At 66.7% G+C, this 11,590-nt stretch carries 11 protein-coding genes; 1 reads left to right on the top strand and 10 read right to left on the bottom strand.

All coding sequences use genetic code 11. The features are described from left to right. Nucleotides 1-12: 12 nt before the first annotated feature. From AC1RWI_RS31265 to araD, 9 genes are all read right to left on the bottom strand, one after another. Entirely contained in the window at nt 13-1,437 is a 1,425-nt protein-coding gene (locus AC1RWI_RS31265) for an amidase (protein ID WP_492870257.1), read from the bottom strand. A gap of 181 nt (nt 1,438-1,618) precedes the next feature. Then, nucleotides 1,619-1,756, bottom strand: a complete 138-nt coding sequence (locus AC1RWI_RS31260; RefSeq protein ID WP_158408334.1) for a hypothetical protein — start codon at nt 1,754-1,756, stop codon at nt 1,619-1,621. A gap of 234 nt (nt 1,757-1,990) precedes the next feature. Continuing rightward, nucleotides 1,991-2,809 (bottom strand): hypothetical protein, encoded by an 819-nt coding sequence (locus tag AC1RWI_RS31255; protein WP_492870255.1) that lies wholly within the window; start codon nt 2,807-2,809, stop codon nt 1,991-1,993. Between the two features lie 182 nt (nt 2,810-2,991). After that, the gene (locus AC1RWI_RS31250) at nt 2,992-3,930 is read right to left on the bottom strand and encodes a 2-hydroxyacid dehydrogenase (RefSeq protein ID WP_492870253.1); all 939 of its coding nucleotides are present in this window, start codon (nt 3,928-3,930) and stop codon (nt 2,992-2,994) included. 67 nt (nt 3,931-3,997) lie between these two features. Further along, a complete protein-coding gene (locus AC1RWI_RS31245) occupies nt 3,998-5,002 on the bottom strand; it encodes a Bug family tripartite tricarboxylate transporter substrate binding protein (RefSeq protein WP_492870252.1) in 1,005 nt (334 codons plus the stop codon). A gap of 80 nt (nt 5,003-5,082) precedes the next feature. Then, on the bottom strand, nt 5,083-6,072 hold the full coding sequence (locus AC1RWI_RS31240) for a tripartite tricarboxylate transporter substrate binding protein (protein ID WP_052495140.1): 990 nt from the start codon (nt 6,070-6,072) through the stop codon (nt 5,083-5,085). A 20-nt stretch (nt 6,073-6,092) separates the two neighbouring features. Further along, nucleotides 6,093-7,097, bottom strand: a complete 1,005-nt coding sequence (locus AC1RWI_RS31235) for a Bug family tripartite tricarboxylate transporter substrate binding protein (RefSeq protein ID WP_492870251.1) — start codon at nt 7,095-7,097, stop codon at nt 6,093-6,095. Nucleotides 7,098-7,236: 139 nt separating this feature from the next. Next, nucleotides 7,237-7,974 (bottom strand): ribonuclease activity regulator RraA, encoded by a 738-nt coding sequence (locus tag AC1RWI_RS31230; protein WP_043356252.1) that lies wholly within the window; start codon nt 7,972-7,974, stop codon nt 7,237-7,239. Between the two features lie 33 nt (nt 7,975-8,007). Continuing rightward, complete coding sequence (araD, locus tag AC1RWI_RS31225) at nt 8,008-9,747, bottom strand: L-arabinonate dehydratase (protein ID WP_492870249.1); 1,740 nt, start codon at nt 9,745-9,747, stop codon at nt 8,008-8,010. A 213-nt stretch (nt 9,748-9,960) separates the two neighbouring features. Here araD and AC1RWI_RS31220 point away from each other — a divergent pair, with 213 nt between their 5' ends. Further along, the gene (locus tag AC1RWI_RS31220; protein ID WP_043356249.1) at nt 9,961-10,662 is read left to right on the top strand and encodes a GntR family transcriptional regulator; all 702 of its coding nucleotides are present in this window, start codon (nt 9,961-9,963) and stop codon (nt 10,660-10,662) included. Between the two features lie 464 nt (nt 10,663-11,126). Here AC1RWI_RS31220 and AC1RWI_RS31215 read toward each other — a convergent pair whose 3' ends face one another. Then, a complete protein-coding gene (locus tag AC1RWI_RS31215) occupies nt 11,127-11,588 on the bottom strand; it encodes a GNAT family N-acetyltransferase (protein WP_492870248.1) in 462 nt (153 codons plus the stop codon). Nucleotides 11,589-11,590: the final 2 nt, after the last annotated feature.

Here is an 11,590-nt window from a genome sequence, read left to right as displayed (position 1 = left end):
GGTTGTCGCGGATTACAGTTGCGGCCACTGGCCAAGCAGCCCGTGCGACGCCTCGAACAGCGCCGACACGCGCAGCAATTCGGCGTCGCCGCGGAACTGGCCCACCAGCTGGAAGCCGATCGGCAGCCCGTCGCTGCCAAAGCCGCAGGGCAGGCTGATGGCGGGGTGGCCCGTCATGTTGAACGGCATGGTCCACGGGAACCAGTGCGCGCGCACGTTCTCGAAAGCCTCGCCGTCGATGTCGATGGTGCCGAACAGGTCCTGCCCGATGGGCAGCGCCGTGCGCGTCAGCGTAGGCATGGCGAGCAGATCGCCGCGCTGCAGCAGCGCCTGCACGCGCTGGAACAGCCTGGTGCGGTCGAACATGGCTTGCTGGTACTCCACGCCGCTGACCTGCGCGGCGGAGGCCACCTGCCGCAGGAACGTGGCGCTGAGCTGGTCGCCGTGCTCTTGGGCAATAGCGGCAAAGCGCGCGCGCCAGACCGTATGGTTGATGGCGCGCCAGATCGGCTCCACGTCAAAGCCTTCGCCGGAAAAGGGTTCCAGCTCCGCGCCAAGATCCGCCAGCCTGGACAGGCTCGCCTCGAATGCCCGCGCCACCTCCGCCGATGCCGGCCGTCCCGGCGGCGTCAGGCAGTAAAGGATGCGGCGCCCGCGCAGGTCGCCTTGCGGGCGCGCCGCGCTGACATAGTCCGGCTTGGGCACGCCGATGGACCAGGGGTCGCAGGCATGCTCGCCGGCCATCGCCTGCAGCATCAGGCCGGTATCGGCGACCGTGCGCGTGGTCGGCGTGACATAGGTCTGGTTGCCGAACAGGTCTTGCGCCTGGCTGTGCGGAATCACGCCGTTGCTCTGCTTGATGCCGACCACGCCGTTGCAAGCGGCCGGAATCCGCGTGGAGCCACCGCCATCGGTTGCGACCGCCAGCGGCGCGATGCCGCTGGCCACGGCAACCGCCGCGCCGCCGCTCGATCCGCCGCTGGTGCGCTCGCGGCTCCAGGCATTGCGCGTGCGGCCAAACAGCGGCGAATCGGTCAGGCATTTGGAGCCGAACTCGGGCGTGGTGGTCTTGCCGATCAGGATGGCGCCTTGCTCGCGCAGGCGGGCGATGGCCACCGCATCGTGGTCCGGCACGTTGTCCCGGTACGGCGCCACGCCAAATGTGGTGCGCACGCCCTTTGTATTGACGAGGTCTTTCGCGGTGAAGGGAATGCCGTGCAGCAGCCCAAGCGGCTTGCCCGCCATCACGGCTTGCTCCGCCTCGCGGGCGGCGGCGATGGCTTGGTCGGCGCACAGCGTGATGAAGCAGTTCAACTCAGGCTGCAGCCGGGCGGCGCGGTCGAGCACGGCCTGCGTGAGCTCGACGGGTGAGATTTCCTTGCGGGCGATGCGGCCTTGAAGTTCGGCGGCGGACAGGAAGCAAAGCGCATCGCGCATTGGCGGGCGTCTCCGGAAAGCGTCTCGGGGGGGCTGGATGCCGCGCCTTGCGCCGCTCAGGGCGTTGGCGCAGCGGGGGGAAAGCGACAACGCGACGACGCGACAACGCGACGACGTCGCTGCGGTTGCTGAACCCTAACTGAACCCTGAGTGCCGGCGGGGGCGCCGCAAGGGACCAAGTTTATGGCCGCTGCGGCTCCGCGGCAACCGGCAATTCCTGGCGCAGCGCCGGATGGTGCCGGTTCACGCTTCTCGCGCCGAGGACCAGCGCCAGCAGAAACGCAAGCAGGTACCCCGCAAACGTAATGGTTGCTTCCATATCCGACCCCTCGATGCGCGTTCGCGCTATTTTTTTTGCTAGCTGCGAGTATGCGCAAAAGCACACCTGGCTCGCTACCACTCGACGGAGGGGGGTGTGGCCCTAATCACCACGCTGTTCGCCCTCAAACGCCGCGCCGCCACTCGGGGCCTCCAGACCGATCCCATGGGGCGGATGCATGACAGTCGCTCAGTCGCCGCCTTCAGTTTGGTTTCTCATGAGCGAAGGCGCCGCTCACCGGTTCAGGGGCTGGCCCGCGCCGCCTGTGAGGGCAGGGGTGTCGCCCGCAGGTGGCGCGGCGTTGCCTGCGACGCCGGGCGACACATCCTTCGCGGCAACCCGCTGCGTAGTGCGCGCATCCCGGGGCCACACGACGATGTCGTCGTAGGCGTACAAGCGGCATGCGGTGAACTTCTTGTCCCGGCACTGCCCCATCGCACGCTCGATGGCGTCCTTGTTGTTCGACCAGAAGGCATAGTGGCCGCCGTCCGCCAGCACGAAGGCCTTGGGCGCCTTGCGGGCCAGGTATTCGGTGTAGCCACGGCGCGCTCGCGCGTAGGGCACGGCATCGACGTTGTTGATGTCGGCATAGCCGGAAGGCGCGGGCAGGGACACTTCCGTATGGCCCATGCCGCCGGCCACGGTCGGGATGCTGACGATGGAGTTCGTGCCCATGCGCACCATGATGACTTCGGGGTAGTCGTAGGCCGCGCCCGACGCCGTATCGACCGCCACGCCGATCGCGCCGCCGAACAGGATATTGCCGAACGCCATGGCCTTGGTGGTGGACTTGACCGTGGCCAGTCCGGCCTCCATCTCTTGTTTGTCGCAGCGCACGCTAAGGTCGCCGTAGGCGCGATTGATCGTGACCGTGCCTGGCGTGTTGACGTAGTAGGTGCCCTTGCTGTTCACCAGCTTGCAGCTCGCGCCCTCGACAGGCTGATCGTCCTTGCGCGTTTCCACGCTGACAAGCTGGTTCGTACCGCTGACGATGGCCGCGCAGCCGCTGGTCATGGCGCACGCAGCAAGCACGGACAACTGGAATGACCTCATGATTTTTTCCCCGGGATATTTTTTATCGTCGCGGGATCCTGCCTGGCTCTGGCGCACGCCCCGCGGTTCTCCTAACGTGTAAGCGTCGGTTGAGATACACAGCTCCCCACTTCAGTGGGGGGAGGCCGGAGCGGCGCGCGGGCGCGGGGCGTTCGCCCGCCGCCGCTTTCGCTCGATCCGACTTACACAGCCGAGGCCTTCACCGCCCCACTGGCAAAGAAGCTCTGCAGGTTTTCAAACACCAGATCCGCCATCGCATTGCGCGTCTCGTGCGTGGCGCTGGCGATATGCGGCAGCAGCACCACGTTGTCCAGCGCGAACAGCGCCTGCGGCACCTGCGGCTCGTTCTCGAACACATCCAGCCCGGCGCCTGCAATGCGCCCCTGCACCAGCGCGTCCACCAGCGCGGTTTCGTCGACCACGGTGCCGCGCGCGATATTGATCAGGAAGCCGTTCGGGCCCAGCGCCTCGAGTACCTCGGCCGACACCAGGTGCTGGGTTTCGGGCCCGCCGGCGGTGGCAATGACGAGGAAGTCCGCCCACCTGGCCAGCTCGCTCAGGGATGGCTCATGGCGGTAGGGCGCATCCTGCGCGGGGCGGCGGCTGTGGTAGCGCACTTCCATGTCGAAGCCCACGCCGCGCCGTGCAATGACGCTGCCGATGCGGCCCATGCCGACGATGCCCATGCGCTTGCCGCTGACGCGGGTGGCGAGCGGGAACTGCGCCTTTGGCCATTCGCCGCGCCGCACGAAACGGTCGGCCGCGCTGAAGCCGCGCGCCACATCCATCAGCAGGCCGAAGGCCGTGTCGGCCACGCAATCGTTGAGCACGTCGGGTGTATAGCCAACGGCGATGCCGCGCGCGCGCGCGGCGTCCAGATCGATCTTGTCGAGGCCCACGCCAAAGCTGGAGATGACCTTCAGCTTTGGCATGGCCGCGATCATCGCAGCGTCAATGCCGATCGCGGCGCGCGTGGTCAGCGCGGCGAACTCGCCGCCGTGGCTGGCGAGGAAGGTGGCGGGATCGGTCTCGGCCCACAGCGGGTGCACGTCGTAGTGCTCGGCGAGGCTGGCTTCCAGCGCGGCGGGCAGGCGTCCGTGCTGGGCAAGGCGTGGTTTCATGAGAAGAGGTCCAAATGGTGATGGTGATGGTGATGGTGATGGTGACGGTGGTGCGGCGGTGCTGGATTCAGTCCGCGCTGAGCTTGTTGTCATGGATGATCTTGGCGTAGCGCTTGCGGTCCGTGGCAATCAGGTCGGCGAACTGCGCGGGCGTGCTGCCCACGGGAATGGCGCCTTGCGCGATCAGTTGCTCCTTCACCGCCGGCATCGCCACCACTTCCTTCACGCCGGCGGCGATCTTGTCAACGATGTCCTTGGGCGTGCCGGCCGGCGCCAGCAGGCCGACCCACGACCCCGACTCGGCGCCGGCGATGCCCGCCTCCGCCAGCGTCGGCACGTCCGGCAGCGCGGGCGAGCGGACCTTGCTGGTCACGGCCAGCGCGCGCAGCTTGCCGGATTTCACATGGCCGGCGGTTTCCAGGATCGAGGCGAACAGCATGTCGACATTACCCGCCATCAGGTCCGTCATGGCCGCGCCGCCGCCCTTGTAGGGCACATGCAGCAGGTCCGTGCCGGTTGCTACCTTGAAGATCTCGGCCGACAGATGCGGCGAGCCGCCGCTGCCCGAGCTGGCATAGGTCAGCTTGCCGGGCTGCGCCTTGGCCAGCGCCACCAGTTCCTTCGGGTTCCTGGCCGGCAGCTTGGGCGTTACCACCAGCGCAAAGGGCAACTCCGCCATCAGGCTGATCGGCACGAAGGCGGCCGGGTCATAGTTGAGCTTCTTGTAAAGCGAGGGATTGATCGATTGCGTGCCGACATTGCCCGCCACCAGCGTGTAGCCATCCGGCTTGGCGCGGGACACGATGTCCAGGCCGACATTGCCGGCCGCGCCGGGGCGGTTGTCCACCAGTACCGGCTGGCCCCAGAGTTGCGAGAGCCGCAGCGCCACCAGGCGGGTGCCCACGTCAGTGCCGCCGCCCGGGGCGAACGGCAGGATGATGGTCACCGGCTTGGTCGGCCAGGCCGCGCCGGGCTGGGCCTGCGCGGCGGGCAGCCAGGCGCCCGTGGCCAGGGTGGCCAGGGCAATCAGGGCCGCGCGGCGGCCAAGCGTGGGGGTGTAGAGCGAGCGCATGTCTTGTCTCCGAAAATACAGCTTGATGGCCGGGCGCCATGGCGCCGGCATGCATGGGTTGGTGGCTGCCAGGTGGCAGCTCACTCGGGCTGGATGCCCGCGTCCTTGGCCACCTTGGCCCATTTGCCCATTTCCACCTGCAGGAAACCGGCGAATTGCGCGGGCGTGCCGCCCGCGGGTTCTATGCCGGCGTTCTGCAGGCGCTCGCGCACGTCGGGCGAAGCCAGCGCCTTGTTGATCTCGGCGTTGAGCTTGTCCACCACCGCCTTGGGGGTGCCGGCCGGGGCCAGCACGCCGCCCCAGGTGCTGGTCTCATAGCCGGGCAGGCCAGCCTGCGCCATGGTCGGCACCTGCGGCGCGGCCGATGAGCGCTTGGCCGTCGTCACCGCCAGCGGGCGCACCTTGCCACCCTTGACCTGCGGCCCGATGGCGGCAACGGTGTCGAACATCAGCGACACGCGCCCGCTGGTCAGGTCCGGATGGGCCAGCGTGCTGCCCTTGTACGGGATGTGGATCATGTCGATGCCCGTCATGCTCTTGAACAGCTCGCCCGAGAAATGCGGCGCGCCGCCCGAGCCGCTGGACGCGAACGACAGCTTGCCCGGGTTGGCCTTGCCGTAGGCGATCAGTTCCTTGACCGACGTCACAGGCAGGGAAGGGGACACCACCAGCATCAGCGGCACCACGTGGGTCAGCGCCACCGGCTCGAAGCTCTTGATGGTGTCAAAGGGCAGCTTCTTCACCATGCTGGGATTGATGGCGTGGCTGCTGGCCACCAGCGCCAGCATGTAGCCGTCCGGCGGGCTCTTGGCGACGAGGTCGGTGCCGATGATGCCGGTGGCGCCGGGGCGGTTGTCCACCACCACGGACTGGCCCCAGGCTTCGGTCATCTTCTGGCCCACCAGCCGCGCTACCAGGTCGATGGCGCCGCCGGGCGAGGCGGGCACGATGATGGTGATGGTCTTGGTGGGGTAGCTGGCTTCGGCGGCATGGGTGGCGGGGGCGGTCAAGGCGAGTGCGGCGGCGATGCCTGCGAGCGCTGCGCCGATGGGCCTGGTGTAAAAGTGCATGTTGTCTCCTGCGCGATTCATTAGTTGGCTGTCGCCCCCGACTTCTTCACCAGCTCGGCCCAGCGCGGGATCTCCTTGCCCATGAACGCCGCGAGCTCCGCAGGGCTGCTGCCCACCACTTCCATGCCCAGTTGCTGGGTCATCCGTTGTTGCACGGCGGGCTGCTTCAGCGCGCGCACCACTTCGGCGTTCAGGCGCTGCACCACATCCTTCGGCGTGCCGTGCGGCGCGTACAGCGCCTGCCACGACACCATCTCGAAGCCCGGCACGCCGGCCTCGGCCATGGTCGGCACGTTGGGCGCCAGCGCGGAGCGCTTGGGCGAGGTCACGGCCAGCGCGCGCAGCTTGCCGGCCTTGATCATGGCGTCGCCCGCGGTCAGCTGGTCGAAGAGAAAGGGAACGAGGCCGGCGGCCACGTCCTGGATCGCCTGCGGGCTGCCCTTGTAAGGCACGTGGGTCATCGGCACCTTGATCATGTCGGCAAACAGCTCGCCCGCCAGATGCGTCGAAGTGCCCGCGCCCGACGACGCGAAGCTCAGGCCCGGATGACTCTTCGCATAGGCGATCAGCTCCTTCACGTTGTTGATCGGCAGCTTGGCGTCGACCATCAGCACATTGGGCACGTAGGCGATCAGGCAGACCGGCTCGAAATCCCTGACCGGGTCGTACGAGAGATTCTTGTACAGGCTCGCGTTGATGGCATGCGTGCTGATGGTGCCGCCAAACAGCGTGTAGCCATCCGCCTTCGCGCGTGCCACGTAGCCCGCGCCCACCGCGCCGGCCGCACCGGGCCGGTTCTCGACCACCACCGGCTGGCCCAACGCCTTCGAGACTTCCTGCCCGATGGTGCGGGCGACGATATCGGTGGAGCCGCCCGCCGCGAACGGCACCACCCAGGTGATCGGGCGCGACGGCCATTTGTCCTCGGCCTGCGCGCCGGTACCGAACAGGAACAGGGCGCCGGCGGCGCCCAGCATGCCGATGGCGGCGACACGGCGCAGCGCGCCTCGCTTGTTGTGATGCATCTTGTCTCCATCCGTGGCCGCCTTGCCCCCTGCGTCGGGAGCCGGCTGGCTCATGTGCTTGTTTGTGGTTTGTTTGCGGCTTGTTTTTGGCTTGCCCGAGGCTTGCCCAAGGCTTGCCCCGTCCGGCAGGCGGCGCGGCTCAGCGGCCCTTGGCTTCGCGCCAGGCGGCAAAGTCCAGCCGGCTTTGCTCCTGGGTCGGCGGATACAGGCCGATGATCGAGCGGCCCTTCATCACCTCCTCCGTGACAAAGTCTTCGAACGCGGTCATCTCCACCGCTTCCGCCGCGATTTCCTCGGCCAGGTGGCGCGGCACGATGATCACGCCTTCGGCATCGCCCACCACCACGTCGCCCGGGAACACCGCCACGTCGCCGCAGCCGATGGGGCCGTTGATCTCGATGGCCTGGTGCAGCGTCAGGTTGGTCGGCGCGGAGGGGCGATGGTGATACGCCGGCATGGCCAGCCGCGCAATCTCCGGCGAATCGCGAAAGCCGCCATCCGTGACGACGCCAGCCGCGCCGCGCTGCATCAGGCGCGTGATCAGGATCGAGCCGGCGGAGGCCGCGCGCGCGTCCTTGCGGCTGTCGATCACCAGCACCGCGCCGGATGGGCACTGCTCAACCGCCTGGCGTTGCGGATGGTTCGGGTCCAGGAACACCGAGATCGGGTTCAGGTCCTCGCGCGCCGGGATGTAGCGCAGCGTGAAGGCCTCGCCAACCATGTTGCCGTGCTCGGGATTAAGCGGATGCACGTCCTGGATGAACTGGTTGCGCAGGCCGCGCTTGAACAGCGCCGTGCACAACGTGGCGGTGCTGACGCTCTTGAACTGGTCGATGGTTTGCTGGCTGAGTTTGCTGGCTTGGGTCGTATCGGTCATGGCGGGTCCGGAGTCGATGAGCGGATTCGGTGATCAGTAGATGCTGGGCTCGCCCGTGGGCGCGCCGAAGTCGGTTTGCAGGAAGTCGAAGTCGCAGCCGTCATTGGCTTGCCGGATATGCTTGGAGAACATCCAGCCATAGCCGCGCCCGAAGCGCGGCGGCGGCGGCGTCCACGCCGCCTTGCGGCGCGCCAGCTCTTCGTCGGACACTTCCAGGTGGATGCTGCGGCGGTCGATATCGACCGAGATCATGTCGCCGGTGCGCACCAGCGCGAACGGGCCGCCGATATACGATTCGGGCGACACGTGCAGGATGCAGGCGCCGTAGCTGGTGCCGCTCATGCGCGCGTCCGACATGCGCAGCATGTCCCGCACGCCTTGCTGGACCAGCTTCTTGGGGATGGGCAGCATGCCCCATTCCGGCATGCCCGGGCCGCCTTGCGGGCCGGCGTTGCGCAGGATCAGGATGTGGTCGGCGGTAACGTCGAGATCATCGCGCTCCACCGCTTCCTTCATCGACGGATAGTCGTCGAACACCAGCGCCGGGCCGGTGTGCTTGAAAAACCGTTTCTCGCAGGCGCTGGGCTTGATCACGCAACCGTCGGGCGCGATATTGCCCTTGAGCACGGCCAGCGCGCCCTCCTGGTACAGCGCGTTCTCCTTGGTGCGGATCACGTCGTCGTTGTAGACCTCGGCGCCCGCGATGTTCTCGCCCAGCGTGCGCCCGGTGACGGTCAGCGCATCCAGGTTCAGCTTGTCGCCGATGCGGTTCATCAGCGCGGGCAGGCCGCCAGCGTAGAAGAAATCCTCCATCAGGTACTTGTCGCCGCTGGGCCGGATATTGGCGATCACCGGCACGTGGCGGCTGGTCTTGTCGAAATCCTCCAGCCCGATGTCATGCCCGGCGCGGCGCGCCATGGCGATCACGTGGATGATGGCGTTGGTGGAGCAGCCCATCGCCATGGCCACGGCGATGGCGTTTTCAAACGAGGCGCGCGTCTGGATCCGTTGCGGGGTCAGGTCCTCCCACACCATGTCCACGATGCGCCGTCCGGCCTCGGAGCACATGCGGATATGGTTGGCATCGGCAGCGGGGATCGACGAGGCGCCCGGCAGCGTCATGCCGATGGCCTCGGCAATCGCGGTCATGGTGCTGGCCGTGCCCATCGTCATGCAGGTGCCGTGGCTGCGGGCGATGCCGCCCTCGATGCCGATCCACTCGGTCTTGCTGATATTGCCGGCGCGGCGCTCGTCCCAGAACTTCCAGGCGTCGGAGCCGGAACCCAGCACATTGCCCTTCCAGTTGCCGCGCAGCATCGGGCCGGCCGGCACGTAGATGGCCGGCACGCCTGCGCTCGACGCGCCCATCAGCAAGCCGGGCGTGGTCTTGTCGCAGCCGCCCATCAGCACCGCGCCGTCGATGGGGTGGGAGCGGATCAGTTCCTCCGCTTCCATCGCCAGCATGTTCCGGTACAGCATGGTGGTCGGCTTGACCGCGCTTTCCGACAGCGAGATGGCGGGGAGCTCGATGGGGAAGCCGCCGGCCTGCAGGATGCCGCGCTTGACGTCGTCGACGCGCTGCTTGAAGTGGGAGTGGCAGGGATTGATGTCGGACCACGTGTTGATGATCGCGATGATCGGGCGGTCCAGCCATTCGTCGGGCGAGTAGCCCATCTGCATGATGCGCGAGCGGTGCCCGGAGGAGCGCAGGTCATCGGGGGCGAACCAGCGCGCGCTGCGCAGGGTCTCGGGCGTCTTCTTGCGTGACGTCATGTTGTCTCTTCCACGGATGTTGTCATTGGGCCGGACCTCCGGCGCCAGAACCTGGCAGTAGAGGTACGACATCTGATATCGTCGGCATGATTAAAGCACTAATATATTAGTGTGTCAAACCGTAAACCTTTCCATTAAACTGCTGCCATGAGACGCAATGCAGCGTCCTTATGCGTGATAAGACACGCCTGTGCAGTGAAACCAGACAGCCTGATGGAAGCCACCTTGACCGCCCCGCAGATTCAATTCCAGTTCGACCGCACCCGGCATGCCGCGCCGCAGGTGTTCGAGCATATGCGGGACATGATCATCGCCATGACGTTGCCCCCCGGCACGGTGCTGTCGCGCACGGATCTCGCCGCGCAGTACGGCATCAGCCAGACACCGGTGCGCGATGCCCTGATGCGGCTCGCCGAGGAAGGGCTGGTCGATATCTTCCCGCAGCACGCCACGGTGGTCAGCCCCATCAGCATCGCGCTGGCCCAGCAGGCGCATTTCCTGCGGCGCTCCGTGGAAGTGGAAATCGTGCGCACGCTGGCCGAGGCACCGGACCCCGCGCTGGTGGAGCGGCTGCGCCTGATCGTGGCGCGCCAGCAGGCCATGCTGGCCGCCCAGGACTTCGCCGAGTTCTCCCTGTTCGACCAGGCCTTTCACCGCCAGCTATACGAGGCCGCCCGCGTGCCGGACCTTTGGATGCTGGTGCGCCGCCAGAGTGGCCACCTGGACCGCCTGCGCCGCCTGCATTTGCCGATCGCCGGCAAGGCCAACGCGGTCGTGGCGGATCACACTGCCATCGCCGATGCGATCGCCAGCGGCGACCCCGACGCCGCCCAGGCCAGCCTGCGCCGGCATCTATCCGGCACGCTCGCCAATCTCGAAGAGATCCGCGCTCGCTACGGCGACTTCCTGCAGTAGCGGTCGAAGTACCAGCAAGCAGCAAGCAGCAAGCAGCAAGCAGCAAGCAGCAAGCAGCAAGCTGCGGGTGCAAACCTTCATGCGGCACGCGCGGAGCGCCGCATGTGATCGATAACGAGGGGAAATCGTGCGGGGCCACACCGACGGCCGCTGGCATCCATGCCATGGATGTGCCACAAAACCTTCAAGTTGCTGAAACAATAGGCAGTCCGACCGGATTGGCGGCTGCAAGCCGGTTGGCGGGAAGCGAGGTGCCTGTTATCCACAGTATTTGTGGATAACAGGACCCATAAAATGGGTCTTTCGTTACAGGTTGGTACAAATTGTCAAGCGGTTAGAGGGTTTTCTCTAATAGCCGGTCGCGGGGCCTGTTCAACCAGGTTCCCCGCGCACGGTGGCGTTCGGATCCTTCCTTATCCCATTAGCCATTCGACTGGCTAAACCGGCTAAACCGGCTAACCTGGCTAAACCGGCTTGCGATAAACCACGAACCCCGAGTTCTCCGCAACCTTGTCATAGAGCTTCATCGCCGTTGCGTTGGTCTCGTGCGTTTGCCAGTAGACCCGCTTCGCCCCGGCGGCTTCGGCGCGCTGGTAGACCGCCTCGATCAACGCGCGGCCCACGCCAGCGCCACGCGCCGCCTCCGACGTAAAGAGATCCTGCAGGTAGCAGCTCGGGCCGATCTGGATGGTGCTGCGGTGAAACAGGTAATGCACCAGGCCCAGCAACTCGCCGGAGCGCTCCGCCACCAGCGCGTGCATGGGCTCGTAAGCATCGAAGAAGCGCGACCACGTCATGCGGGTGATCTCTGCCGGCAGCGCCGTCTCCGCCTTGCGTCCATAGAAGGCGTTGTAGCCATCCCATAGCACTTTCCATGCTTCGAAATCGCTTGGCTCGGCGGGGCGGATCAGGATCGGGTCGGTCACAG

The sequence above is a fragment of the Cupriavidus sp. MPR-AND1C genome (assembly GCF_058809705.1).
Note: the sequence above shows the minus strand (reverse complement) of the source record. Positions and strands in the feature narration are given on the sequence as shown.

Coding starts and splice junctions, on each gene's coding strand:
- AC1RWI_RS31250 (WP_492870253.1), bottom strand. CDS start 3,930: ATGAAACCACGCCTTGCCCAGCACGGACGCCTGCCCGCCGCGCTGGAA.
- AC1RWI_RS31265 (WP_492870257.1), bottom strand. CDS start 1,437: ATGCGCGATGCGCTTTGCTTCCTGTCCGCCGCCGAACTTCAAGGCCGC.
- AC1RWI_RS31220 (WP_043356249.1), top strand. CDS start 9,961: ATGGAAGCCACCTTGACCGCCCCGCAGATTCAATTCCAGTTCGACCGC.
- AC1RWI_RS31255 (WP_492870255.1), bottom strand. CDS start 2,809: ATGAGGTCATTCCAGTTGTCCGTGCTTGCTGCGTGCGCCATGACCAGC.
- AC1RWI_RS31240 (WP_052495140.1), bottom strand. CDS start 6,072: ATGCACTTTTACACCAGGCCCATCGGCGCAGCGCTCGCAGGCATCGCC.
- AC1RWI_RS31235 (WP_492870251.1), bottom strand. CDS start 7,097: ATGCATCACAACAAGCGAGGCGCGCTGCGCCGTGTCGCCGCCATCGGC.
- AC1RWI_RS31245 (WP_492870252.1), bottom strand. CDS start 5,002: ATGCGCTCGCTCTACACCCCCACGCTTGGCCGCCGCGCGGCCCTGATT.
- araD (WP_492870249.1), bottom strand. CDS start 9,747: ATGACGTCACGCAAGAAGACGCCCGAGACCCTGCGCAGCGCGCGCTGG.
- AC1RWI_RS31260 (WP_158408334.1), bottom strand. CDS start 1,756: ATGGAAGCAACCATTACGTTTGCGGGGTACCTGCTTGCGTTTCTGCTG.
- AC1RWI_RS31230 (WP_043356252.1), bottom strand. CDS start 7,974: ATGACCGATACGACCCAAGCCAGCAAACTCAGCCAGCAAACCATCGAC.